Genomic DNA, 24310 nt, shown 5'->3' on the forward strand with positions numbered 1-24310 from the left:
GGATCGGCCGCGTCGGCCGAGCGGGATCGTGAGCGCCTGCTCCTTGTTCAACGAAGCGTCAAAGGCGTCAACGCCAGACCCATGGGCGTCTCGATCCGACCGGTTGCCATGGCCTTGACGCGGATGCCGTGCGGGCCGGGCTCGACCGCAAGATGCTAACGAAGCCAGTGACGATCTTGTCGGCCAGCCGGATCTCACAAAGAGGACGAGCTAACGCAATAAGGGTCAAGCCCGCGAGGAATGACCCTCCGGCGCCCGGCTCATCACGTCCTCGACGAAGGCAGCGAATTGCCGAGCCTTGGCGCTGACCATTCGGCCGGAAGGGAAGACGCCCCAAAGGTCGATCGATGGCAGGGCCCAGCCCTCGAGCACGCGGCTCACCGCGCCGCTCGCCAATTCCTCGGCGAACATCCAATCCGAGGCGATGGTGAGTCCCATATCCGCCAGCACGGCGGCGCGTATGCCCTCAGCGGCACTCACCCGCACACGCCCGCGCACCGCAACTGATACCTCAGCGCCCTCGCGTGAGAATGACCAGACACTCCTTGTCCGGCTGTAGATCACGGCCTCATGCATGGCGAGATCGGCGGGGCTGCGCGGCATGCCCGCGCGGGCGAGATAGGCGGGCGTCGCGACGACTGAACGCCCGCCCGTCGCCAGCTTGCGGGCGACTGCCGCGGAGTCGGTGAGTTCACCCATGCGTAGCGAGATATCAACACCCTCAGCGACGAGATCGATGATCCGATCATCCAGAATGATGTCGATGTGGAGATCGGGATGTTGTGCCAGGAAGCGCGGCAGGTGCGGCACGATATGCAGCCGCGCGAAGGTTGTCGCCGCCGACACGCACAGCCGGCCGGAAAGACCAGCGCCGGCACCGCGCGCAGCCAGATCCGCTTCGTCGGCTTCCGCGATCGCCGCCCGGGCGCGCTCATAGAAACGCAGCCCGGCTTCGGTAGGGGCGAGACCGTGGGTCGAACGGACAATCAGGCTGACCTGAAGCCGGTCTTCCAGTTGCGCGATCGTCTTGGAAACGGCGGGCTGGCCGACACGGAGCTGGCGGGCGGCAGCGGAAAAGGAGCCAGTCTCCACAACCCGCACGAAGGTCGCCATCGCCTGATATCGGTCCATGCCATTCCTCCCAGGAATGGGCGTTATTGCGCCGACAACTCTGCCATGTCGAGTGAAGTGGAGGCATGTCTGAGCCCGCACCCCTGCCACACCGTTCCCGCCACGCGGCAGGGCTTTTGGAGACTGACAGCGCGACCGACCGTCATGCCCTGCCCCTACAATCGGTCGGTCCGGCTTTTTCCAGTGCGTTGCCGGAGAGCCGCAAACGATCGGCGTCGAGCACTTCCGCCATCATTCCACCAACCCATCCAAGGAGTTTCCCATGACCCTGCAAGCCAGGCTCGATGCGTTCAAGGCCGACTTCGAGGCCGGAAAGCCACCCTACAACGTGCCTCCCGCGGTGATCGAGACGATGCATCGTGCCACCGCCGAGCTGATCGCCAGCGGGGCTGCCGCCCGCGCACTCAAGGCTGGCGACGAGGCTCCCGCCTTCACGCTCAATGATCCGGACGGCAAGCCCGTTGCGTCCGCCGATCTGCTGGCGCGTGGCCCGCTGGTGGTAAGCTTCTATCGCGGCGCTTGGTGCCCCTATTGCAATATGGAGCTTCAGGCATTGCAGGCAGCACTGCCCGAGTTCGAGAAGCTGGGTGCTGGCCTCGTCGCGATCTCGCCGCAGACCGCGGTGAACAGCCGCAAGTCGATCCGTCAGAACGGACTTGGCTTTCCTATCCTTTCAGACCCGCACAACGACGTCGCCGCCGCTTTCGGCCTGCGCTTCGCGCTGCCCGAATACCTGGTCGAGCTCTATAAGAACCTGAAGAACGACCTGCCAGCCTTCAATGGCGACCCGAGCTGGACGCTGCCAATGCCCGGGCGCTTTGTCATCGGCCAGGACGGCACGATCCTCTATGCCGAAGTGAACCCGGACTATACCCGCCGGCCCGACCCCGAGGACATGCTGCCGGCACTCCGCCGCGCCGCCGAGATCGCGGCCTGAGATCGCCCCCGCCCCAGAGGTCAGCCATGGCTCGCAGCTTTCTCATAACCGGCGCCAGCAAGGGCATCGGTCTTGCCTTGTCGCATCGCCTCGTCCGGGCCGGGCACCACGTGGTCGGTATCGCACGACGGGCGAGCGCCGATTTCCCCGGCGAAATGGTCGCCCTCGACCTAGCCGATGCCACGGCGACCGACGTCGTATTGCGTGAACTCGATAGCCGCTTTACTTTCGATGGCGTCGTCAACAATGTCGGCCTCGTGCGCCCGCAGCGCCTGGCCGAGGTCGAGATCGAGGCACTGGACGACGTTCTGCGCGTCAACCTGCATCCGGCACTGAAGGCCGTTCAGACCACTCTACCCGGCATGAAGGCGCGCGGCTGGGGCCGCATTGTCAACATCTCCAGCCTCACCGTGCTGGGTGCCGTTCAGCGCACCGCCTATGCTGCCGCCAAGGCGGCATTGGTGAGTTTCACCCGAAGCTGGGCGCTGGAGTTGGCGACCACCGGCATCACCGTCAACGCCGTGGCACCGGGCCCGACCGAAACCGAACTTTTTCGCGCCAACAACCCACCCGGCAGCGAGGGCGAGCGCCGCTATCTGGCCGGAGTGCCGATGCAGCGCTTCGGCAAGCCGGACGAAATCGCCGCCGTGATCGCGTTTCTACTGTCGGACGAAGCTGCCTTCATGACGGGCCAGACGCTGCATGTCGACGGCGGCGCGTCGATCGGCAAGGCCGCGTTCTGATCGTCACGACGTCGCTCGAGGGCTGAAGCCGTCGCCTATTTCCAGCGCCAGACTTCTTCCGCCCTCCTCCTCCGCTATATGCCATGAATGACCATGGCCACTTCCAGGAGGACGCCTTGAACGACAACCAGAAGCCCGAAGGCTTCGATGACGAGACCCTCGAGCTTGCTGCCCGGATCTTTGGCTATGCAAGGAGCGGCAAGGCAGCCGAGCTGGCGGAAATGCTTGAGGCCGGCGTGCCGCCAAATCTGCGCAACGAAAAGGGCGATTCGCTCCTGATGCTGGCTAGCTATCACGGCCATGTCGAGGCTACCGAAGTGCTCCTGAAAGCCGGCGCCGACCCCAATCTCGCCAATGATCGGGGTCAGATGCCGCTGGCCGGTGCCGCCTTCAAGGGGGAAATCGGCGTGGCGCGGTTGCTGCTGGAACACGGCGCCAACGTGGATGGAACCGGTCCAGACGGACGCACGGCTCTCATGGTGGCGGCCATGTTCGACCGGCTGGAACTGATCGACCTCTTCTTGGCCAAGGGTGCCGACGCCAAGGCCGAGGATGCCGCCGGGAATACTGCGCTGGGGGCGGCCCGCGCCATGGGCGCCGTGGCAGCGGCTGATCGTCTGGCCGCGCAGACCTGATCGTCATCTGACGCACTGGTTGATCTCGCGAGGGGGCCCCAGAACGAGATCAGCGTGGCTGAAGCGTCGGAGGCTCCATGGAGTTCATTGCAGGCAAGCTCCTTTGGGCAGTGATGAAGCCCAGCGTCTTCATGCTGGTCTTGGGGCTCCTCGGCTGGATTCTCCTTCTGAGCCGAAAGCGACGCAGCGGTGTCACGCTGATCGCCCTTTCATTTTGCTATTATCTGCTGGTGCTGGCCCTGCCGGTCGACATCTATGCGGCAAGGCCCCTGGAAAACCGTTTCCCGCATCCGGACATGCCTCCTGCCACCTTTACCGGCATCATCGCCCTTGGCGGCTCGATGGATCTGCGGCTGTCGGCCGACCGACGCCTGCCCACCTTGAATCAGGAAGCCGAGCGGCTGATCTCCTTCGTCGACCTTGCCCGCCGCTACCCGCAAGCTCGCCTGGCTTTCACCGGCGGCAGCGGCGCCATCACCAGCCAGCCGATCACCGAAGCGGACGTGGCGCGGGCGATCTTCGCCCAGGAGGGCCTAGGCGATCGGCCCGTCACCTACGAGGACCGCTCGCGCAACACCTATGAAAATGCGCGTTTTCTAGCCGCGATGATCAAGCCTCGCCCGGACGAGACCTGGCTGCTCGTAACCTCGGCGCTCCACATGCCGCGCTCCGTCGCCTGCTTTCGTGCAGCTGGGTGGAACGTCGTAGCCTGGCCGGTCGCCTACAAGACACCGGCGCGCGGCACTGCCGGAATGGATCTCGACTTCGCCTCCAAGCTCTGGCTGGTCGATGCTGCGGCAAGGGAGTGGACGGGCCTCATAGCCTACCGGCTGACCGGACGGACGAACGAACTCTTTCCCGCTCCTTAAGCTTCACTCATGCCTGGATGCCGGCGCCCGCGGCGGCCGCTTCCTCCAGCAGCCACGCGCGCACGGTCTCGACCTCGGTGCGCGCAGACACGCCCCGTCGCTCGACGATATAATAGCTCTCGGGACTGCGGACGACCGCTTGGTAGGGTGCTATCAGCGTCCCTTCCGCCAGCTCGGCTGCGACCATGCCGAGATCGGCCATGGCGATGCCCCGACCGAAGCTGGCGGCCCGGACCGCCATGTCCAGCATGTCGAAGACCTGGCCATGGGCCACGTCGAAAATAGGCCCGCCCCAACCTTCGGCCCAGACCCGCCAATCCTGGTGATCAGGGTCATTGTGCAGCAAAGGAGCTGCCGCGAACTCTGCCGCTGTCTTCGGCAATCGGTGGTTTTTCAGAAAATCCGGCGAGCAGACGGGCGTCAGATACTCGCCCAACAGGCGTATCACCGCTCGACTGCCGGGCCAGGCACCGCGTCCGCACCGGATGCCGAGATCATGGTCGAGATCGTCGGGCTCGAAGGCATTCCACAAAATGTCGGCCTTGAGCCGGATCGAAGGATGACGTTCCTCGAAGCGGTGCAGGCGGGGCCACAGCCAGCGAATGCCTATCGTCGGCAGGACGCACAGGCGGACGGTACCCCGGTCGGCCCGCAGCCGATCGACCGCCTGGCTGATCTGCCCGAAGGAGCGGGTGAGAGTCGCAGCCAGCGCCTGCCCATCGGCGGTAAGCACGACGCCACGATGCACGCGCTTGAAAAGGCAAAGTTGAAGCTCGGCTTCGAGTGCCGTGATCTGACGGCTGGCGGCACTCTGCGTCACATGCAGGGACTGGGCCGCCCTAGCGATGCCGCCCAGCCGAGCGGCGGCCTCGAAGACACGTAAGGCCGTCAGCGACGGCAGGCGACCGGCAACCGGACCGGCAGGAGATGTCGGTTTCATTCGCATGACTTAAACGCAAGCGAAGACGTCACAAAGAGAATTTGAGAGCTAGGCGGTTCGACGGCATTTTGCGCTACAGCAGTGACACTGGCCAAAACGCGCATGACTCCACATCATCAATGCCTGAACGTGCGCCGTCCGATCAGGATCATGTCACCAGGTCGGCGTCTGACGCGCTGGCTGGCGGATATCGGCATCGAGCGGCAGCGTCGACGGGACCTTCGTCGCCTGCTCGATACCGGGCATCATCTTCTCATCGATATCGGCATCGAGCCGGCCGATGCCTATGGGGAGACGATCAAGTCCCCTTGGCGGCGCTGAGCCGGCCGCTCATCCCGCGACCGCCACCAGGGTGGCAAAGACCCTGGCCACGATCTCCGCGCCGGGATCGATATGGCCGGACAGCGATTCCGCGCGGATATAAGAAGCCCGCCCGGCGCGCGCTTCCGCCATGCGCGTGGTTTCGTCAGCGCCTTTGCGTGCGGCGTCGGCCGCCGCGCGAAGCGTCTCGCCACGGGCAAGACAGCCGATGGCCGGTGCCAGGGCGTCGATCATCGTCCGGTCCCCGGGCTTGGCCCCCCCATAGGCCATCATCTTGTCGAGACCGGCCTGGAGCGCCTTGCCGAGGTCGGGGGCCGACTCGTAGGCAGTTCCGGCGGCGGCGAAGAGGATGGCCAAAAGAACGCCGGAAGAGCCGCCGGCGTGACGCTCGAGAAGATGGACGAGGGCGAGCATGAGCTTGCCGGGCTCGGCCAGCGGCAGGTCGTCGAGATGCGCGCTGACGGCCCGGCCGGCAAGCGCGAAGGTCGTGCCGGCGTCGCCGTCGCCGACCTTGCCGTCCAGGGCGTTGATCTCCGCCTCCGACGATTCCAGCATCGCCAGAACCTTCTCGATGACGGCGCGGAGTGCCGGGTTGGCGGAGGGTGCCGCCGTCTCGCGTTCAAGCGCCGGCTTTGGCCGCAGCGAGGCAGCGCCCCAAGGCCTGATCCCCGGCCAGGCCGAGGCTGTGGTCGGCGCCGCCAGGCCTTCGAGCCTTGCCGGGCTCGCCTCCAGGAGCGAGAGAGAAAAGCCGTTCATGTCGAGCGAGGTCATGAGGGACGCCGGCCCCACGATCTGGTCGACCAGGGGACCAAGCTCGCTCGCGAGCACAGCCTTGGCTAGAATCGACATCTCGATAGGCGGCACACTGCCCAGGTTATTCAGCATCAAGACCTGCCGAGCGGGATTCGGGCCGAGCGACGCCAGCAGCGGCGCGACGACGCGTCCGACCAGGGTTTGGGCGTCGCCCATTTGAATGGTGGCGGCACCGGGCTCGCCGTGAATGCCGAGCCCGAGTTCCGCCTGGCCCTCGGCAATCCTCTGTGGTCCCGCTTCGCCGAAGCCGGTGCCGTTCGTCAGCGCCAGACCCAGCGAGCGGACATGCGTGGCTGCATCCCTGGCGGCGGCTAGTACTTCCGGCAGGGGCAGCCCCGCCGCCGCAGCCGCTCCTGCTAGCTTATGGACCAAGACGGTGCCGGCAATGCCGCGCGGCTGTGGATTGTCGGGCAGCGCCACGTCGTCGCCAACAATAACCATCTCGACCTTGAGGCCCCGTGCACGCGCCTGCTCGGCGGCAAGACCAAAATTGAGCCGGTCGCCCGTATAGTTCTTGACGATCAGGAGAGCACCCGCGTCACCGGTGACGGCAAGGAGGGCTGCCAGCACCGCCTCGACACTGGGTGAGGCGAAGACCTCGCCACAAACCGCCGCGGTCAACATGCCCTTGCCTACATAGCCCGCATGGGCAGGTTCGTGACCGGAACCGCCGCCGCTGATGACCGCCACGCCCTCCTTGGCCCAGTCGGACCTCAGGACGACCTTGACGTCGGGAAAATCGTCCAGCCGGGCAAGACCGGGGCCACTGGCGGCGAGGAAGCCGTCCAGGGCGTCAGTGACGATGGCGGTACGCGCGTTGATGAAGTGCTTCAAGCGGCCCTCGCTCTCTTTGTTTCGTCGGGAAACTAGGGCAGACCGGCTCGAATGGGAGCCAAGACGGCCGGACGAAGACACACGAAAACATGAAGGCCGCCAAAGAAAAAGGGGCGCCCTGGTAAGGACGCCCCTCGTGCAACCGTCGGACCAGCGCTCAGGGTGTGGTGGAGTGGTCCATGTTCTGCATGTCCATCGGCGCCTCGCCGCCATTGGGCAGCTCGAGCTCGGGCGATGGACGGACCATGCCGGGCATCATGTTGTTGTCCAAGTGATACATGATCCAGATCGAGCCCATGATGACGAAGGCCACGGTGACGATCGTGAAGACCATCGAGAGGATGGTCCAATGCTGCTCGGCCGAGCCATCCATGTGGAGGAAATAGACGAGGTGGACCACAATCTGGATGACGGCGAAGACGAGCGCGATCAAGGCAAGCGTGGTTGGCGAAAAGGCCTTGGTCATGATCAGCATGAACGGCACGACCGTCAGGAGGACCGCCAAGACCAGACCGCTCACATAGCTGCCGACGCTGCCATGACCCGTACCGGAATGAACGTCGCGGGCACTGCTCATGTCAGATCGCTCCCAGCAGATAGACGACGGTGAAGACACCGATCCAGATCACGTCGAGGAAATGCCAGAACACGCCAAGGCAGGCGAGCCGCGTCTGGTTCACGCCGGTGATGCCCCGCAGCATGACCTGGATGAGAAGGACGATCATCCAGACCATGCCGGCCGTGACATGCAGGCCGTGAGTCGCCACCAGTGTGAAGAAGGACGAAAGAAAGCCGCTGCGATCAGGCCCGAAGCCCTCTTTGATCAGGTGATGGAACTCATAGACCTCCATCGTCAGGAATGCCGCGCCGAGGATAAAGGTGGCCCCCAGCCAGCGGAACAGCATCTTCCGGTCGCCCTCGCCCATGGCAAGCATGGCGAGGCCATAGGTGAAGCTGCTGAAGAGCAGGATAAACGTCTCGGCCAGCACGAAGGGCAGCTCGAAGATCTGCTGCCCGGTTGGGCCGTCCGCGACGTTGCCGCGGAGTACAGCGAAGGTTGCAAAGAGCGCTGCAAAGAGAATGCAGTCGCTCATCAGGTAGATCCAAAACCCCAGCGTGGTCGTCGACCCGCTGTCGTGATGCTCTTCCTGGGAATCGTGGGTGTCGGCCGCGTCGTCCACGGCTGTCATCGCTTGCGTGCTCATCGCTCAGGCATGCTCCGGCGCGATCTGGGTCGAGGGCTCGCCCAGGGCGGACTGGCCGCCATACTGGGCGACTTCCCGCTGATGCTCATTTTCGATTGCCTCGATCTCCTCGGGCTGGACCCAGTAGGCCGTGTCCTCGCTGAAGGAATAGATGATCGAGGCCAGGACGATCACGGCGGCTGAAACGATGGCGAGCCACCAGATGTGCCAGACCAAAGCAAAGCCCAGGGCCAATGAGAAGGCGCCGATGATGACGCCCGTGCCGGTGTTCTTCGGCATGTGAATGGGCTGGTAGGGCGCATGGTTCTGCGTCTGGCCGGCCTCCTTCATTGCCCAGTAGGCATCGAGGTCATCGACATGCGGCGTCTTGGCGAAGTTATAGAAAGGCGCCGGCGAGGAGACCGACCATTCGAGCGTACGGCCGCCCCAGGGATCGCCGGTGTGGTCGCGCAGCTTCTTCTGGTCGCGGATGCTGACGGCGATCTGCAGGAGCTGGAAGACAATGCCGGCCAGGATCACGACGGCACCCACGAAGGCGATGATCAGCCAGGGCCGCCAGTCGGGATTGTCGACGTGGTTGAGCCGGCGCGTCATGCCCATGAAGCCCAGCACGTAGAGGGGCATGAAGGCCAGGTAGAAGCCGATCAGCCAGCACCAGAAGGCATAGACGCCAAGCTTCCTGTCGAGCCTGAAGCCCATGGCCTTGGGGAACCAGTAATACATGCCGGCGAAGGCACCGAAGACGACACCGCCAATGATCACGTTATGGAAATGCGCGATCAGGAACAGGCTGTTGTGCAACACGAAGTCGTTCGAAGGGATCGCCAGCATGACACCTGTCATGCCGCCGATGGCGAAAGTGACGATGAAGCCGATCGCCCAGAGCATGGGGGGCTCGTAGCGGATGCGGCCACGATACATCGTAAAGAGCCAGTTGAAGATCTTAACACCGGTCGGGATCGAGATGATCATCGTCGTGATGCCGAAGAAGGCATTGACGTTGGCACCGGCGCCCATCGTGAAGAAATGGTGCACCCAGACGACAAAGGAGAGGACCGTGATGCAGACCGTGGCGTAGACCATCGAGGTGTAGGCGAAGAGCCTTTTGCCCGAGAAGGTCGAGACGACCTCGGAGAAGACGCCGAAGGCCGGCAGGATGAGGATGTAGACCTCCGGATGGCCCCAAATCCAGATGAGGTTGACATACATCATCGGGTTGCCGCCGGCGTCATTCGTGAAGAAATGCGTGCCGATATAGCGATCGAGGCTGAGCAGCGCCAACGTGACGGTAAGGACCGGGAAGGCCGCGACGATCAGGATGTTGGAGCAGAACGCGGTCCAGGTGAAGACCGGCATCCGCATCATCGTCATGCCAGGTGCGCGCATCTTGATGATGGTCGTGACGAAATTGACGCCAGCCAGGAGTGTCCCGACACCCGATATCTGGAGTGCCCAGATATAGTAGTCCATGCCGACATCGGGGCTGAACTGCAGGCCCGAGAGCGGCGGATAGGCCAGCCAGCCGACGCGGGCGAAATTGCCCACCGCCAGCGAGACATTGATGAGGATGGCACCGGCCGCGGTCAGCCAGAAGCTCAAATTGTTCAGATAGGGAAAGGCGACGTCGCGGGCACCGATCTGCAACGGCACGACCACGTTCATGAGACCGATCACGAAGGGCATCGCCATGAAGAAGATCATGATGACGCCGTGGGCCGTGAAGACCTGGTCGTAATGGTCAGGCGGCAGGTAGCCCGGGCCGCCACCGGAGGCCAGGGCCAGCTGGGTGCGCATCATGATGGCGTCGGAGAACCCGCGCAGCAGCATGACGATCGCCAGAATGAGATACATCACGCCGATCTTCTTGTGGTCGACGGAGGTCAACCACTCGGTCCAGAGCCATTTCCAGAGCTTGAAATAGGTCAACGCCGCAAAGACCGCGATGCCGCCGACGACCATGAAGCCGACCGCACCCATGACGATCGGCTCATGGAAGGGGATGGCGTCGAGAGTAAGTTTGCCAAACATCGCTTAATTTCCCGATTTCGACGGCGAGGGTGTGGTGCTCTCGTCGATCTTCTGGGCCATCTCGGGTTCGCGCGCCGCGCCTGCCCAGCAAAGGTCGGAACCCTTCTGCATGCAGCTATGCACGATCTTGCCGAACATGCCCTCGTCAATGGAGCCGTAGTAGGTGACCGGGAAGTACCCGTCGTTGCCGACCGCCAGCTTCTTGTAGCTGTCGACGTCGAGCGTCTGGCCGGCGCCACGCACCTTGGCGACCCAGCTGTCGAACTCGGACTGACTCAAGGCGTGAGCCTTGAAATACATGTTCGAGAAGCCGCCACCATTATAGTTGGCCGAAGCACCATCGAAGGTGCCGGCATGATCAGCGATCAGGTGAAGCTTCGTCGTCATCGCCGGCATCGTGTAGACCATGCTGCCCAGAGCCGGGATGAAAAAGGAGCTCATCACGGTCGACGAGGTCAGGCTGAAGTTCACGGGAACGCCTTCGGGAAAGGCCAGCTCGTTGACCGAGGCGATCTTGAGGTCCGGATAGATGAAGAGCCATTTCCAGTCGAGCGAGACGACCTCGACATTGATGGGCTGCTTGTCGCTGGTGAGCGGCCGGTAGGGGTCCAGCGTGTGCGAGGTTATGTAGGTGATCGTCGCCAGGATCAGGATGATCACGCAAGGCACGCCCCAGACCACGACCTCGATCTTGTTGGAGTGCGCCCAGTTCGGATCGTAGGACGCCTTGGTGTTCGAGGCGCGATAACGCCAGGCGAACACGAACGTCATGATGATCACCGGGATCACGACGAGCAGCATCAGGAGCGTCGTCGTGATGATGCCCCACTTAATATTGTGCCCGACCTCACCTTGCGGATTGAAGATGACCATCTGGCATCCGGCCAAGGCCGGCATGACCAGAAGGGCCATGCAGGCCATCCAGAGCGAGCGGGCTCTGCTTCGACCTATGCCTCGACGCTGCGTATGCTCTCCTGCATGAACCGGCGAGGATCGCGTCGCGCTGTCACGCAGAGATCGGCGGGAGAGTGCTCCCCCGCCCTTCGGCTCCGGCTTTTCCATTATCTCAACACAAATCCCACTGGAACATTGGCCGCAAATGACTATGGGGCCCTTGGAGTGTCAACGAGATGCGACCTTTTTGCAGAGCCCCGTCAATTACTGCGTAATTAAATTTGAGGCGCTGAAAAATTCCGCTTGGCCCGCCAATCCTTCCTTAGAACAAAGAATTTCAATCCAGACTCTCGATGCTCATCCCCGCCCGCACGGTCAGCCGCATGGCTGCCACCCAGTAACGCATTGATGGATAGGCCGCCATCATCCCCGCTCGGCGGGACGAAAATGTGATCGCACCGGGCATGGAGAACCATACCGGTCCCCACCATTGGCAACCATCCAACGGTGAGCGTGGCCGGCTTGCAGTTTCGCCGGGCCAAGCTGAAAAAGAAACCATAGCGCGATGGCAAGTGCCTGGCTTCCCGTTCTATAGAGGACTGGTTTAGCTTCTCCAGCCTCGATCGCGGTGTCCCATGGAAACCAGTGTGGTGAAAGGCGTCGCCCTCGCCTTTCTTGCCTATGCCACCTATGCGTTGAGCGATGCCTCGATCAAGCTGCTCGATGGATCACTTGATCCTTTCCTCGTGGTCTTCATTGGCGCCCTCTTCGGCATCCTGGCCATACCCTTCGTCAAGCGACCGGGCGATCGCTGGATCGATCTCGTCCTCAGCCGCAACTGGCCCATGTGGGGGTTGCGCGCCATCATGGCGGCAACGGGCAGCCTTGCCTCCGTCGTGGCGTTCACGGCCCTGCCCATGGCCGAGGCTTTCGCGCTGATCTTCCTGCTGCCGGCCTTCGTGACGATCCTCTCCGTCCTGTTCTTGAAGGAACAGGTCGGCTGGCGGCGCTGGACGGCCGTTCTCATCGGTTTTGGCGGTGTCTTGATCGTGCTGCGGCCCGGCTTTCGCGAACTCGGCATCGGTCATCTGGCGGCGATCGCCAGCGGGTTTTCCGGTGCCGTCACGATCATCCTCCTGCGCAAGCTGGGCGGTACTGAGAAGCGGATCAGCCTCTATAGCGCCGGCCTGATCGGCCCGATCGTCCTGAGTTTCATCTTGATGCTACCGCATGCCAGCTGGCCCAGTTCAGGCCAGTGGCTCTTCTTGACCAGCTACGGCGTGCTGTCCGCAGCCGGCAACGTCTTCTTGATGCTGGCTTCGGCGCGTGTCGCCGCCAGCCTGGTCGCGCCGACCCAATACAGCCAGATGGTCTGGGCGATCATCCTCGGCTACACTGTCTTTGGCGACCATCTTGACCTCTACATGCTGGTGGGCGCCACGATCATCGTCGCCGCCGGCCTCTTTACCTTCGTGCGTGAAAAGCAACGAGCGCCCTGGGGCCGCCGCCATCCCTCCGTGCATCCTCAGTGAGGGACTGGCTGCCATCAAATCAGCATCTGCCACCCTCTTATTCTTGATGACCGCCAGCGGCGATACAGTCTCTAACAGCGATAGCTCAACTGCTAGGAAAGAAGATGATGGCCGAAACGCAGCAGGAGGATTTCGCCAGGATCGACGCCTACTGGCGGGCGGCCAACTACCTCTCGATCGGCCAGATCTATCTCTTCGACAATCCACTGCTGCGCGAGCCTTTGACGCGCGCCCATTGCAAGCCCCGTCTGGTTGGTCATTGGGGCACGACGCCCGGCCTGAACTTCATCTATGCGCACCTGAACCGGGTCATCAAGGCGCAAGATCTCGACATGATCTATGTCATCGGTCCCGGGCATGGCGGCCCGGGGCTGGTGGCAAACGCCTATCTGGAAGGCACCTATAGCGAGGTCTATCCCGACGTCTCGCAGGACGTCCGTGGGATCAAGAAGCTCTTCAAGCAGTTCAGCTTTCCAGGCGGCATCCCGAGCCATGTGGCGCCGGAGACCCCGGGCTCGATCCACGAGGGCGGCGAGCTCGGCTATGCCCTCTCGCACGCGTTCGGCGCCGCCTTCGATAATCCCGACCTCATCGTCGGCTGTGTCGTCGGCGACGGCGAGGCCGAGACCGGGCCGATGGCGACCAGCTGGCATTCCAATAAGTTCCTCAATCCCGCCAGGGATGGCGCCGTCCTGCCGATCCTCCACCTGAACGGCTACAAGATCGCCAATCCCTGCTTTCTTGCCCGCATTCCCGAAGAGGAATTGCTAAAGCTCTTCGAGGGCTATGGCTGGGCGCCTGTCCTCGTCGAGGGCCACGAGCCCGACATCATGCATCCCAAGATGGCAAAGGCCGTCGACGCAGCGATCGCGAAGATCAAGGCGATCCAGGCGGATGCCAGGACGAACGGCTTTAACGGCCGGCCAAGCTGGCCCATGATCATCCTAAAGACGCCTAAGGGCTGGACATGCCCCAAGGAGATCGATGGTCTGCGGGCAGAAGGCTACTGGCGCGCGCATCAGGTGCCGATGGGCGACATGGACAAGCCCGGCCATGTCCACATCCTCGAGAAGTGGATGCGCTCCTATCGGCCTGAGGAACTGTTCGACGAGGACGGCGCGCTGATCCCCGAATTGCAGGAGCTGCCGCCCAAAGGTAGCCGCCGGATGAGCGCCAACCCGCACGCCAATGGCGGCCTGTTGTTGCGCGACCTGCGCCTGCCCGATTTTCGCGACTATGCGCAAGATGTGCCGGCACCGGGCGGCTCGATGGCGGAAGCGACCCGCGTCCAGGGCGAGTTCCTCCGCGACGTCATGCGGCTCAACCTGCAACAGGGCAATTTCCGCGTCTTCAGCCCGGACGAGAACAACTCCAATCGTTGGCAGGCGATCCTGGAAGTCACGAATCGCTGCTATGTGGCTGATATTTATGACTATGATGACCATCTCTCACCTGATGGGCGAGTGATGGAGGTCTTGAGCGAGCATCAATGCCAGGGGTGGCTGGAAGGTTATCTCCTGACCGGGCGGCACGGCTTCTTCTCCTGCTACGAAGCCTTCATCCACATCATCGATTCGATGTTCAACCAGCACGCCAAGTGGCTGAAAGTCTGCAACGAAATCGGCTGGCGACGACCGATCGCCTCCTTGAACTATCTCCTGAGCTCGCATGTCTGGCGCCAGGATCATAACGGCTTTTCGCACCAGGATCCGGGCTTCCTCGACCACGTGGCCGCCAAGAAGGCGGATGTCGTCCGCATCTATCTGCCGCCCGACGCCAACACGCTGCTCTCGGTCACCGACCACTGCCTGCGCAGCCGCAACTACGTGAATGTCGTCGTCGCCGGCAAGCAGATGGCGCCGAACTGGCTCTCGATGGACGATGCCATACGCCATTGCACGGCCGGCATCGGCATCTGGACCTGGGCCAGCAATGACGAGGACAGCGAGCCCGACGTCGTCATGGCCTGCTGTGGCGACGTGCCGACACTGGAGACCCTGGCTGCTGTCGACATGCTTCGTCAGCAACTGCCCGAGCTCAAGGTGCGGGTCGTCAACGTGGTCGATCTCATGAAGCTGCAGACCCCGCAGCAACATCCCCATGGACTGTCCGAGGGTGACTTCGACGCCCTCTTCACGCCGGACAAGCCGGTCATCTTCGCCTTCCACGGTTATCCGGCCCTCGTCCATCGCCTGACCTACAAGCGCCGCAATCACCAGAACATCCACGTGCACGGCTACCAGGAGGAAGGCTCGACCACGACGCCCTTCGACATGACCGTGCTCAACCACCTGGACCGCTTCTCGCTGTTTCAGGCCGTGATCGACTGGGTGCCCCGGCTCGCGACCAGGGCCGCCTATGCCAAGCAGGCTATTCGCGACAAGCTGCTCGATCACAGGCGCTATGTGGACGAGCATGGCGAGGATCTGCCCGAGGTGCGCGACTGGCGCTGGGGCGGCGGGAGGATCTCGAGCCGAATCGCCGACACCTCGGCGGACAATGTCTAGGACAGACATTTTTTAGCCATCAGGTGATCATCGCGTTCCAATATCTTGCGATAGTTGGATTATGGGGCGGCGTGCTGGCCGGATAACGGCCGCCGCCACGTCGATTGGACTGCCGCCGCGGTCCGGAATTCGGCTCGCCTTGGCTTCGATAGCCTGTGGGAACGCCGGGGTCTTCAGGGTCATGCCCTTGATCTTGTGCCGCGCGCGGACCTGCGACCCATGCCCGCGGCAGCGGCACGCCCTGGATGTTGTTCCCTGAAAGACAGCATTTGGATGGAATTATGATTTTCTTTTGTTTCCCAGCCCTTTATGGGATTTAATTAATTCTTCCCGGCATCAAAGCCTTGCTAGCCTGAAAAAGTCGGCGCTCTTTGCCGCCGACGCCCTGACCCCTGGCCGAAGGAGCCTCTATCTCCGGCCAGGCTGATGCCGGCGCTTTTCCGGCGAAGGCTGGCCCGATACGAGAGATCGACACCCTGGGCGGGCGACGTGCATTTTGTCGGACACCCCCGGCGATCCCGATCACCACCGCCCTTGCGCCTAACCCTGGCGGCCGGGCCGGCTCTTTGCTAGGCGGACGCATTCTCGCTTTCGAACCTGGAGCCACGCATGGCCGATAGAGCCGATCTCGTCATTCTGAATGGCCGCATCCTGACGATGGACGAGGCGGAACCGCGCGCGGCGGCGCTGGCGATCCAGGGAAACCGGATCGTTGCCCTTGGCAGCAACGAGGAGATCGCCGCCTGGTGCGGCCCGGCGACCAAGCGGATCGATGCCGCCGGGGCCACGGTGCTGCCGGGCTTCAACGAAGGGCACATGCATCTTTTCCAAGGAGCGTGCGAGCTCGAGCAGCTCAACCTTCTGGGCGTCATGGGCAAAGAGGCCCTGACCGAGGCGGTGCGGACCTATGCCGCTGGCAAGCCCGATCTGCGCCTGATCATCGGCCAGCAGGCAAATTACACGGTCCTGGGCGTCGATCATCCGGTGAGCCGGCAGGACCTCGACCAGATCCTGCCGGACCGGCCGCTCCTCCTCTTCTCCCCCGATCATCATACGGCTTGGGCCAACAGCCTGGCTCTGGAACAGGCCGGCATCCTGAGGGGACGCGATGTCGGCGTCGGCAATGAGATCGTCATGGGCGCGGACGGCCTGGCGACGGGCGAACTGCGGGAGAATCGGGCGATCGATCCCGTGGCCAGTCTCTCCGACACCGGCGGCCGCGAGCGGCTTGGCGTTCTGACCGGTGGGGACCCGGAGCCGCCGCCGACGGCAGCCGAGCGGGCCGGCGACCTCGAGAGAATGCGTCGGGGCCTCGCCTATTGCGCGACGCTGGGCATCACCTCGATCCAGAACATGGATGGCAATCTCTACCAGCTGGAGCTGTTGGCCGAACTGGAGCGCCGGGGGCAGCTTACCCAGCGCGTGCGCATTCCCTTCCATATGAAGAATTTCATGCCGCTCACCGCGCTTCAGGAGGCGGTGGCACGCAAGGAACGATTCGCCGGACCCAAGCTCAAGGCCGACTTCGTCAAGGTTTTCATGGACGGCGTGCTCGATTCCTGGACGGCCGTCATGGTCGACGATTATGCGGATCGACCTGGCTGGCGCGGTGAGCCGCTCTTCAGCGCGGACCACTTCAATGCGCTGGCCATCGAGGCGGACCGTCTGGGCCTGCAGATCGCCGTTCACGCCATTGGCGACGGCGCGGTGCGCATGGTGCTTGATGGCTATGAGGCGGCCAGGGCGGCGAACGGACCGAACGACCATCGCCATCGCATCGAACATATCGAGCTCCTCCACCAGGAGGACGCACCGCGCTTCGCCGAGCTTGGCGTGGTGGCCTCGATGCAGCCCGTGCATCCGCCGGGCTCGGCCGGCCTGCCGCTTGAGCCCACGGTCTCGCGCATCGGGCGGGCACGATGGGGCGATGCCTATCCCTGGAAGACGCTCCAGGACCAAGGCGTACCCATGGTCTTCGCCACCGACTGGCCGGTCTCGCCCCTCGATCCACTCTTTTGCCTCGGCGAGGCCCTCAAGCGCCAACCCTGGGCACCGGGCCTCCCCGATCATCGTCCGAGCCTGCACGAGGCTCTGCGCTCCTACACCGCGACCAGCGCCTGGGTATCGTTCGAGGAGAGCAGCAAAGGTCGCCTGCGACCAGGTTATCTGGCCGATATCGTCGTCCTCTCGGGCGACATCGAGGCCACCTCACCCGACGCCATTGCTGATCTGAGACCAGTTTTGACCATCTGCGATGGCGAGATCACCCACCAAGCATGATCTCGATTGAGCAGATGGTCGTAGTTCGTTGAAAAATGGCGTTTTTTAGAATCGCCACAGCGGGATCTGAGGCAAGACGATACTCTCGCGCTCGTCACGGCCCTCGTGTCGCAATCCGGGATCAGGAGCGACGGGCGGGCCGGCCGCCGTGAATTGGTCATAGCTAAGGGCTGTGCCGCCGTCACCGTAGGATCGGATCAGACTGGCCCAGTCGGTGGTCGCCAACTCAGCCCGAGTCGCCACGCCATCGCCATTTTTATCGGCCGCGGCGACGATGCCGGGCGCCTCCTTGCTCTGCAGCAGACCGTCGCCATTGGAATCCAGCGCCATGACCCTCGCGCGCAGCTCGTCGGAGTCGATCTGGCCGTCGTGATTCCGGTCAATCTGGTCGAAAAGCTGCCGCGTCGCGGCCTCGTCGGCACCCACCGATTGCGTGGGCGGCGGCGGCAGATCGAGCTTCTTGACGATCGTGTCATCGCCGCAGGCGGCAACGACGAGAAACAACAGAGGAAAGGTCCACTTCGCCTGCATGGCCGGCCTCGCCAGCAACCCCATTGATCTTCCCTTGGTAAATCATCATCAGCCCCTAGACTGGGCGCAATAGAGATGATGGATCGGTACGGAATGGCAATTGGAGGACCATGCTAAGTTTTGGCAGAGTGGCAGCGCTGCTGCTGATAGGATGCATATTGCTGCAAGGCTGCACCTCGCTCGGACCCTCCAGCGTGCTGGCCGACCGAAACTCCTTTGGCGAAACCAGCAACGAAAGTGCGAAGCAGGAGTTGCTCCTCAACCTTGTGCGCCTGCGCTACGGCGATACGCCAAGCGTGGTCCGGATCAATCAACTGGTGGCCGGCTACAACCTGGAAGGCCAGGTCAATATCGGCTCGTCGCTGTTCTCGGACGGATTTTCCATCCGCGCCAACGACGCGCTGAGTGGTGGTGTGACCTATTCGGACCACCCGACCATCACCTATGCGCCGATCCGTGGTGCTGATTACGGCGCCTTCCTCATGACGCCGCTAGCGCCCTCCGAGATCCTGGCCCTGATTATGTCCGGGGCTCCTGGCGACGTCGTCATCACATTGGGGGTGCAGGCCATCAATGGCCTGCGCAACCGCTTCGACAGCGGCCTTGGCCATCCGCAATCGGATTTGGGCTTTCGCACGGCGATGTATCTGATCGAGCAACTGGGCAATGCCGGCAAGCTCGGCATGCGGTTCGAGAACCAGGGCGAAAACCGCGCCGCCTATTTCGTATTCTACGACAACGGCAAGGACATGGACCCGGCCGAGCAACGGCTGCGCAAGGTCCTCAAGCTCGATCCGACGCGACGCGAATTCAAGGTCGTCTTCGGGCTGACGCCAGATCATCCTGATGAAATAGCATTTTACACGCGTTCCTTAATACAGACCATGAACATGATTGCCGACAGCATCGAAGTGCCGGAAGACGATATCTCCAGTGGCCGCACACGGCCGACCGAAGCGCCTGACCCTAGCGACCAGGCGCTCCCCGCCTTGCATATCACCAGCCAGCGCCTGCCGCCCGTCAACGCGTTCGTCAGCGTCCGCTACCGCGATCGCTATTTCACGGTCGACGATCGCGACCTCGCCTCGAAGCGGATGTTCTCGATGCTCCAGCTCCTGGCCACGATATCGGATCGCGGCCGCAATGACGCCAGCCCGATCATCACCATCCCCAGCGGCTGATCCTGAGGCCGCAAGACCTACAGCTAGGCCCCCCTCATCCCCGAGGCTGCCGGCACCGACACAGGAAGACAGCACCTCGATCCGCGCATCGTCATTGGACTGACGGAAAAAGCGGACTGACGGAAAAAGCCGATGTCATCGCAGGCCCAGTTGATCGGGGCCGCGACCGCAAGACAGTTGCCGGGGCCCCGTCAGAAGGCCCTAAGGTCGATCGCCGGATTGGCTGTCATCGTCATAATAGCTGGCATCCCCTGCAAGAGGGTGCGTTGGCCGGGGCTTGACCACGAGGCGTGTCAGGTGCCGCTGCCCGTCGGTCACGGCCTGGTTGTGAATCGGCACTTCCCCCGGTCCGTCTAAATGGCTATCCGCAAGGGACAAATCGCGCTGCTGGATATGACCATGAAGCCTGTCGACGAAGCCAAGATCGGTGTTGCCTGCATCCAGATGGAGCCGGTCTTCGGCGAGGTGGAGATAAATGTCCGCCGGTCGATCGCTCTGATGACGCAGGCGGCCCAGAAAGGCGCCAACCTCGTCGTCCTGCCCGAGCTCTGCAACACGGGATATGTCTTTCAAACCCGTGAGGAAGCGCACGCTTTGGCGGAGAGCCTGGACGATGGCATGACCGTCAAGGCTTGGCAGGCGGCCGCACGCGAGTTGAACCTTTATCTCGTGGCCGGCATCACCGAGCGCGACGGCGCGAAACTTTATAATTCCGCGATCATCCTCGGGCCGGATGGTCCGGTCGGCCGCTATCGCAAGAACCATCTCTGGGCCGACGAGGCGCTCTATTTCGAGCGTGGTAATCTGGGTTTCCCCGTCTTTGACCTGCCCTTTGGCAAGCTCGGCTGCCTCATCTGCTACGATGGCTGGTTTCCCGAGGCCTATCGCCTCCTGGCCCTCCAAGGCGCCGAGATCGTCTGCGTGCCGACCAACTGGGTGCCCGTTCCCGGCGGTCAGCCCGATGACAAGGCGATTGCCAATGTTTTGACCATGGCCGCCGCGCACTGCAATTCGATTTTCGTCGCCGCCGCCGACCGCGTCGGTACAGAGCGTGGACAGCCTTTCATCGGCCGCAGCCTGATTGCCGCGCAGACGGGCTGGGCGGTGGCCGGCCCTGCCAGCGCGCGCGAGGAAGAGATCATCACAGCCGAAATCAATCTCGCGGCCGCGCGGCGAGGCCGTAACTGGAACGCGTTCAATCAGGTGCTGCGTGATCGAAGGCGCGACCTCTATGACGAGATGCTGGGGGCAGAGGCGGCCAGCCGCTGGTATTGAGAACCGCCGCGCGCGAAGCCACCCGCGCTCGATCGCCGATGCCCACCCGGTCCTGCCGTGCGGGCATCGCTTGTCCTATCCTTGATCAGAAAGCTGTTTGATCGCGGCCTCGGCCATCCGTCAGCGCGGCGGCGTGAGGACCGGCACGACCGTCAAGGTCGGTGGGAAGAGAAGGCGAATGCCACTGGCCAGACGGATGAAGTCGAGATCTGAGTGACACTCACCGTTGGCGGTCGTCAACGAATCGATCTTGCCGCGCGCGACGACAGCATCCGGCGTATGGATCTCGACCCTCGATATTGTATCCGCTGCCATGAAGACTATATCGTTGGCAGAATCGGGGATCAGATCGTCGATATTAAGCTTAAGATTATTGGACGGTGCTATAGTATCGACGTCACGCGGCAGCAAACCTCGCATCTCTTCCTCTCGTTCGGCGGCGTTGATTGAGCTTGTTTGCTCAATTCCATGCAAAATTGGGGCAAGTACAATAATCAACTTAAAGGTTACAGATCGCCGATCCCAGCAACCTTGGATTGTATTTCATCGCACTGTGTAGGTTGGCAGCAACACTACCTCATTTTAACTCGCATGCCAGCACCAAATTCTTGCAGTGCCTGGGATTTGACCTTAATTTCTGCGTTAGCATCCCGCTCTTTCTGGACAACCGCCATGGTGCACGTTGCTGACGCCGCTTCTGTGTTCTCGATTGAACTCGACCCCAAAGTGATCGAGATTGGCGATAAGGCGGTGGCACTCGTTGCTGCTGGCCGCGTTCTTCTTTGCGATCGCGACGCTTGGCTTGAACGCGAGGCACATAAGGCTCTCGTCGCCGCGGCCGAGCAGCTCGTCCTCGTCGTTCCCCTCGAGGTGCGGGACTGCCTCTAGACCATCAAACGACTCAAACTTGGCGATCTTGACGCTACCGCCCGTCCTTGCGGTGGCGATCCAGGCCAGGCGCGTAACGACCAATCCCTGTATAGGGACCAGGTGGAACCGTTCGGTCCAGCACCGTTGGTTGCGTTGCCATGCCGCACGAAGGCTTGGCAACTCGACAACCGCCGGCCCTCAAGGAATAAAGACCGCGATCCGACAAGCCTGGATGGTCAGCCGATGGCAACCGCTAGGCCAACGGAACCTGCGCTCCTGATCGGCAAGTGATTGATGCAGGCAAGCCGATGGGCCTTGACGCCTCTCGCGTTAAAGACCCGACTATCGTTGCCGCAGGACCGGAAGCCGCAGTCGTTGCGGCACGCATAGGTAAAGCGCAGGGCGATCCTGGCTTCAGCTGGCGGTTCATACATAGTTCTCTGACAAGGCAATACTTCGGCTCACGCGTCCATTTATTGCGCCCGACGCAATCTGGCTTAGGCCATCGACACTCGGACGGGATCGCGACTGCTCCAGCCATCCTCGGCGAGACGTACCTTTCGCACCGCAATGGCGCGATCGAAGGGCGGCCCGAGACTGTCGCCATGGTCACACTCTCAAGCCGTGGCGGTTGAGGAGAAGCCACGATCTTGCCTTCCCTGACGAGAGGCAAACGCCTACCGGGCTCAAACCGACGTTCGCATAAGGCCCCTGCGATCGGACCGGTGGACGCGGCAAGGCGGCGACCGATAACGATGCCACCCGTTGTCCGCCTGATCGCCCCGTACGTATCTTGAACGGATGGTAAGGCCTCCAATATTCTTTGAATGATTCTAAAAAATGAGTTCCTGACTTGCGTAGCCCTACCGAGTTGAACGAACGCGAATGGCTGGCGTTGGCGATCCATGGCGAGGCCGAGGATGCGTACGTCTGTGCGGATTTCGCGCGCCATCTCGAGCCGTCGCCGGAGGCGGAGCGGCTATTGGAAATCGCGGCCGCTGCCCGCCGCCAGCACGACCGCCTCCTGGATCTCTACACCCAGCGATTCGGCACGCATGTCCCCTATATGCGGCGTCAGGACGTCAAGGGCCTCTTCGTTCACCCGCCGGTCGGCGAGACCTGCGCCAAAGGCCGTCGGGTGATCGAAGAAGAAGTGGGGCGGATGACACAAGCGGCCGCCAGTCTCTATGCTGGGCTCGCCGCCAGGACGACGGACACGCCGACAAGCCGGCTTTTCGACGAGCTTGCAAAGGAAGAGCGCGCCAGCACGCCGACGCCGGAGGATGCCGAGGCCGCGCGCAAGCGGATGATCCTGCAGATCGTTCAGCCCGGGCTGGTCGGCCTCATGGATGGGTCGGTCTCAACATTGGCCCCCGTCTTTGCCGCCGCCTTTTCCACTCGCGATCCCTGGAACGCCTTCCTCGTCGGCCTAGCCGCATCATTGGGGGCCGGCATCTCCATGGGCTTTGCGGAAGCACTGGCCGATGATGGCAAGCTGTCAGGCCGGGGCGCGCCAATTTTGCGTGGCCTAGTTTGTGGTTTGATGACTGTGGCGGGCGGCATCGGCCACACCCTTCCCTACCTCATCAAGGATTTCGTCACCGCGACGGTCGTGGCCGGCATCGTCGTCGTCATCGAACTGTTGACGATCGCCTGGATCCAGTGGCGCTTCATGCAAACGCCACCCGTCTCGGCCGCCGCCAAGGTCATGCTGGGCGGTGGCCTCGTGCTGGCGACAGGCATCCTGATCGGCAGCGGCTGAGCGAATGGCCGCCGGCCAGGCAGGCGGTTTCCTGCGGTCAGGAGCCCGGCGAGATAGGGCTTGTCCGCCTCACCGGCCCCCGGCAAAGCGATCAGTGGCATCCAGGAGTGCGGCCTGGATGCCCGGCTCGTTGAAGGCATGGCCGGCGTCGGGCACCAGGACGAACTCGGCATCCGGCCAGGCCTTGTGCAGGTCCCAGGCGGTGCGAACCGGCGTTGCCAGGTCGTAGCGGCCCTGGACGATGACGCCGGGAATGCCTCTCAGGCGGTGCGCGTCGGCGATGAGCTGGCCTTCGCGCAAAAAGCCCGCATGAACGAAATAGTGATTCTCGATGCGGGCGAAGGCCAGGGCAAAATCGTCGGCACCGAAATGGTCTGCCAGGGCCATGTCGGGCAAGAGGCGGATGGTCCGGCCTTCCCACAGCGACCAGGCCCTGGCCGCCTCCAGGCGCTGCGCCGGATCAGCGCTGACAAGACGGCGACGATAGGCGGCCATGAGATCTTGCCGCTCGTTCTCGGGAATGGGGGCCAGGAACTCCTCCCAGAGATCGGGAAAGAGCCAGGATGCACCTTCTTGATAATACCAGCGCAATTCAGCGGCGCGGACGGTAAAGATGCCACGCAGGATGAGACCGCTCACCCGGGCCGGGTGCGTCTCCGCATAGGCCAGGGCCAACGTGCTGCCCCAGGAACCGCCAAAGACGAGCCATCGCTCGACGTCCAGGCGCTGGCGCAGGCTTTCGATGTCCTGCACCAGATGGGCGGTCGTATTGTTCTCGAGCGAGGCGTGGGGCTTTGAGCGACCGCAGCCCCGCTGATCGAAGAGCAGCACGCGGTAGCGATCCGGATCGAACAGGCGCCGATGCTCGGGACTGCAACCGCCGCCGGGGCCGCCATGCAGGAAGACGGCCGGCTGGCCCCGGGGATTGCCGCACAACTCGAAATAGACGCGATGACCGTCGTCGGTGTTAAGAAAACCTTGGTCATAGGGCTCGATGGCGGGATGGAGCGGGCGCATCGGCA

General features: G+C 62.9%; 22 protein-coding genes and 1 pseudogene. 12 read left to right on the forward strand and 11 right to left on the reverse strand.

Annotated features, from left to right (window positions below; all coding sequences use genetic code 11):
• Positions 1 to 225: 225 nt before the first annotated feature.
• Complete coding sequence (locus CFB17_RS17765; protein WP_088562925.1) at positions 226 to 1131, reverse strand: LysR family transcriptional regulator; 906 nt, start codon at positions 1129 to 1131, stop codon at positions 226 to 228.
• Positions 1132 to 1393: 262 nt separating this feature from the next.
• Between CFB17_RS17765 and CFB17_RS17770 the strand changes: the two genes are divergently transcribed.
• From CFB17_RS17770 to CFB17_RS17785, 4 genes are all read left to right on the forward strand, one after another.
• Entirely contained in the window at positions 1394 to 2068 is a 675-nt protein-coding gene (locus tag CFB17_RS17770; protein WP_088562926.1) for a peroxiredoxin-like family protein, read from the forward strand.
• A 26-nt stretch (positions 2069 to 2094) separates the two neighbouring features.
• Positions 2095 to 2811 (forward strand): SDR family oxidoreductase, encoded by a 717-nt coding sequence (locus CFB17_RS17775; protein WP_088562927.1) that lies wholly within the window; start codon positions 2095 to 2097, stop codon positions 2809 to 2811.
• Between the two features lie 116 nt (positions 2812 to 2927).
• Complete coding sequence (locus CFB17_RS17780) at positions 2928 to 3446, forward strand: ankyrin repeat domain-containing protein (RefSeq protein ID WP_243389940.1); 519 nt, start codon at positions 2928 to 2930, stop codon at positions 3444 to 3446.
• 77 nt (positions 3447 to 3523) lie between these two features.
• Positions 3524 to 4315 carry a YdcF family protein gene (locus CFB17_RS17785; protein ID WP_088562929.1) on the forward strand — a complete coding sequence of 264 codons (792 nt, stop codon included), beginning with the start codon at positions 3524 to 3526 and terminating at the stop codon, positions 4313 to 4315.
• A 7-nt stretch (positions 4316 to 4322) separates the two neighbouring features.
• Here CFB17_RS17785 and CFB17_RS17790 read toward each other — a convergent pair whose 3' ends face one another.
• Entirely contained in the window at positions 4323 to 5255 is a 933-nt protein-coding gene (locus CFB17_RS17790; protein WP_165769697.1) for a LysR substrate-binding domain-containing protein, read from the reverse strand.
• Positions 5256 to 5405: 150 nt separating this feature from the next.
• Between CFB17_RS17790 and CFB17_RS19370 the strand changes: the two genes are divergently transcribed.
• A complete protein-coding gene (locus CFB17_RS19370) occupies positions 5406 to 5576 on the forward strand; it encodes a hypothetical protein (protein WP_165769698.1) in 171 nt (56 codons plus the stop codon).
• Positions 5577 to 5585: 9 nt separating this feature from the next.
• On the opposite strand, the gene CFB17_RS17795 is transcribed toward CFB17_RS19370, so the two are convergent.
• From CFB17_RS17795 to cyoA, 5 genes are all read right to left on the reverse strand, one after another.
• Complete coding sequence (locus tag CFB17_RS17795; RefSeq protein WP_088562931.1) at positions 5586 to 7223, reverse strand: dihydroxyacetone kinase subunit DhaK; 1638 nt, start codon at positions 7221 to 7223, stop codon at positions 5586 to 5588.
• 157 nt (positions 7224 to 7380) lie between these two features.
• Entirely contained in the window at positions 7381 to 7800 is a 420-nt protein-coding gene (gene cyoD / locus CFB17_RS17800; protein WP_088562932.1) for a cytochrome o ubiquinol oxidase subunit IV, read from the reverse strand.
• Position 7801: 1 nt separating this feature from the next.
• A complete protein-coding gene (cyoC, locus tag CFB17_RS17805) occupies positions 7802 to 8428 on the reverse strand; it encodes a cytochrome o ubiquinol oxidase subunit III (RefSeq protein ID WP_088562933.1) in 627 nt (208 codons plus the stop codon).
• A 3-nt stretch (positions 8429 to 8431) separates the two neighbouring features.
• Positions 8432 to 10456, reverse strand: a complete 2025-nt coding sequence (gene cyoB, locus CFB17_RS17810) for a cytochrome o ubiquinol oxidase subunit I (RefSeq protein ID WP_088562934.1) — start codon at positions 10454 to 10456, stop codon at positions 8432 to 8434.
• 3 nt (positions 10457 to 10459) lie between these two features.
• Positions 10460 to 11368 (reverse strand): ubiquinol oxidase subunit II, encoded by a 909-nt coding sequence (cyoA, locus tag CFB17_RS17815; protein WP_207762175.1) that lies wholly within the window; start codon positions 11366 to 11368, stop codon positions 10460 to 10462.
• Between the two features lie 632 nt (positions 11369 to 12000).
• Here cyoA and CFB17_RS17820 point away from each other — a divergent pair.
• From CFB17_RS17820 to CFB17_RS17830, 3 genes are all read left to right on the forward strand, one after another.
• Positions 12001 to 12882 carry a DMT family transporter gene (locus tag CFB17_RS17820; RefSeq protein WP_243389941.1) on the forward strand — a complete coding sequence of 294 codons (882 nt, stop codon included), beginning with the start codon at positions 12001 to 12003 and terminating at the stop codon, positions 12880 to 12882.
• A 107-nt stretch (positions 12883 to 12989) separates the two neighbouring features.
• Positions 12990 to 15389: a phosphoketolase family protein gene (locus CFB17_RS17825; protein ID WP_243389942.1), complete on the forward strand. Its 2400-nt coding sequence runs from the start codon at positions 12990 to 12992 to the stop codon at positions 15387 to 15389.
• A gap of 609 nt (positions 15390 to 15998) precedes the next feature.
• Complete coding sequence (locus CFB17_RS17830; RefSeq protein ID WP_088562938.1) at positions 15999 to 17669, forward strand: amidohydrolase; 1671 nt, start codon at positions 15999 to 16001, stop codon at positions 17667 to 17669.
• Between the two features lie 45 nt (positions 17670 to 17714).
• Here the strand turns inward: CFB17_RS17830 and CFB17_RS17835 are convergent, their stop codons facing one another.
• Positions 17715 to 18200 (reverse strand): EF-hand domain-containing protein, encoded by a 486-nt coding sequence (locus CFB17_RS17835; RefSeq protein WP_165769700.1) that lies wholly within the window; start codon positions 18198 to 18200, stop codon positions 17715 to 17717.
• A gap of 158 nt (positions 18201 to 18358) precedes the next feature.
• Between CFB17_RS17835 and CFB17_RS17840 the strand changes: the two genes are divergently transcribed.
• Together CFB17_RS17840 and CFB17_RS17850 are read left to right on the forward strand one after the other, a co-directional pair.
• The gene (locus CFB17_RS17840; RefSeq protein ID WP_088562940.1) at positions 18359 to 19381 is read left to right on the forward strand and encodes a hypothetical protein; all 1023 of its coding nucleotides are present in this window, start codon (positions 18359 to 18361) and stop codon (positions 19379 to 19381) included.
• A gap of 399 nt (positions 19382 to 19780) precedes the next feature.
• Positions 19781 to 20656, forward strand: coding sequence for a nitrilase family protein (locus CFB17_RS17850; RefSeq protein WP_088562959.1), 876 nt, complete (start codon positions 19781 to 19783; stop codon positions 20654 to 20656).
• Positions 20657 to 20776: 120 nt separating this feature from the next.
• Here the strand turns inward: CFB17_RS17850 and CFB17_RS17855 are convergent, their stop codons facing one another.
• Positions 20777 to 21076, reverse strand: a complete 300-nt coding sequence (locus tag CFB17_RS17855) for a hypothetical protein (protein ID WP_088562942.1) — start codon at positions 21074 to 21076, stop codon at positions 20777 to 20779.
• Between the two features lie 252 nt (positions 21077 to 21328).
• Here CFB17_RS17855 and CFB17_RS17860 point away from each other — a divergent pair, with 252 nt between their 5' ends.
• Entirely contained in the window at positions 21329 to 21544 is a 216-nt protein-coding gene (locus CFB17_RS17860; RefSeq protein WP_133063952.1) for a hypothetical protein, read from the forward strand.
• Between the two features lie 218 nt (positions 21545 to 21762).
• Here CFB17_RS17860 and CFB17_RS20005 read toward each other — a convergent pair.
• Positions 21763 to 22092: pseudogene (locus CFB17_RS20005) on the reverse strand (DUF1348 family protein).
• A 287-nt stretch (positions 22093 to 22379) separates the two neighbouring features.
• Here CFB17_RS20005 and CFB17_RS17870 point away from each other — a divergent pair.
• Positions 22380 to 23288, forward strand: coding sequence for a ferritin family protein (locus CFB17_RS17870; protein ID WP_088562944.1), 909 nt, complete (start codon positions 22380 to 22382; stop codon positions 23286 to 23288).
• 69 nt (positions 23289 to 23357) lie between these two features.
• Here the strand turns inward: CFB17_RS17870 and pip are convergent, their stop codons facing one another.
• A complete protein-coding gene (gene pip / locus CFB17_RS17875; RefSeq protein ID WP_407642439.1) occupies positions 23358 to 24305 on the reverse strand; it encodes a prolyl aminopeptidase in 948 nt (315 codons plus the stop codon).
• Between the last annotated feature and the right edge of the window lie 5 nt (positions 24306 to 24310).

It is taken from the genome of Arboricoccus pini (assembly GCF_900187945.1).
Lineage (GTDB): Bacteria > Pseudomonadota > Alphaproteobacteria > Geminicoccales > Geminicoccaceae > Arboricoccus > Arboricoccus pini.

What these genes read in the sequence shown, in the direction of transcription:
- CFB17_RS17765 (WP_088562925.1), bottom strand. Translation starts at nt 1,131, where the DNA reads ATGGACCGATATCAGGCGATGGCGACCTTCGTGCGGGTTGTGGAGACT.
- CFB17_RS17770 (WP_088562926.1), top strand. Translation starts at nt 1,394, where the DNA reads ATGACCCTGCAAGCCAGGCTCGATGCGTTCAAGGCCGACTTCGAGGCC.
- CFB17_RS17775 (WP_088562927.1), top strand. Translation starts at nt 2,095, where the DNA reads ATGGCTCGCAGCTTTCTCATAACCGGCGCCAGCAAGGGCATCGGTCTT.
- CFB17_RS17785 (WP_088562929.1), top strand. Translation starts at nt 3,524, where the DNA reads ATGGAGTTCATTGCAGGCAAGCTCCTTTGGGCAGTGATGAAGCCCAGC.
- CFB17_RS17790 (WP_165769697.1), bottom strand. Translation starts at nt 5,255, where the DNA reads ATGAAACCGACATCTCCTGCCGGTCCGGTTGCCGGTCGCCTGCCGTCG.
- CFB17_RS19370 (WP_165769698.1), top strand. Translation starts at nt 5,406, where the DNA reads ATGTCACCAGGTCGGCGTCTGACGCGCTGGCTGGCGGATATCGGCATC.
- cyoD (WP_088562932.1), bottom strand. Translation starts at nt 7,800, where the DNA reads ATGAGCAGTGCCCGCGACGTTCATTCCGGTACGGGTCATGGCAGCGTC.
- cyoC (WP_088562933.1), bottom strand. Translation starts at nt 8,428, where the DNA reads ATGAGCACGCAAGCGATGACAGCCGTGGACGACGCGGCCGACACCCAC.
- cyoB (WP_088562934.1), bottom strand. Translation starts at nt 10,456, where the DNA reads ATGTTTGGCAAACTTACTCTCGACGCCATCCCCTTCCATGAGCCGATC.
- cyoA (WP_207762175.1), bottom strand. Translation starts at nt 11,368, where the DNA reads ATGGCCCTTCTGGTCATGCCGGCCTTGGCCGGATGCCAGATGGTCATC.
- CFB17_RS17825 (WP_243389942.1), top strand. Translation starts at nt 12,990, where the DNA reads ATGGCCGAAACGCAGCAGGAGGATTTCGCCAGGATCGACGCCTACTGG.
- CFB17_RS17830 (WP_088562938.1), top strand. Translation starts at nt 15,999, where the DNA reads ATGGCCGATAGAGCCGATCTCGTCATTCTGAATGGCCGCATCCTGACG.
- CFB17_RS17835 (WP_165769700.1), bottom strand. Translation starts at nt 18,200, where the DNA reads ATGCAGGCGAAGTGGACCTTTCCTCTGTTGTTTCTCGTCGTTGCCGCC.
- CFB17_RS17850 (WP_088562959.1), top strand. Translation starts at nt 19,781, where the DNA reads ATGAAGCCTGTCGACGAAGCCAAGATCGGTGTTGCCTGCATCCAGATG.
- CFB17_RS17855 (WP_088562942.1), bottom strand. Translation starts at nt 21,076, where the DNA reads ATGCGAGGTTTGCTGCCGCGTGACGTCGATACTATAGCACCGTCCAAT.
- CFB17_RS17860 (WP_133063952.1), top strand. Translation starts at nt 21,329, where the DNA reads ATGGTGCACGTTGCTGACGCCGCTTCTGTGTTCTCGATTGAACTCGAC.
- pip (WP_407642439.1), bottom strand. Translation starts at nt 24,305, where the DNA reads ATGCGCCCGCTCCATCCCGCCATCGAGCCCTATGACCAAGGTTTTCTT.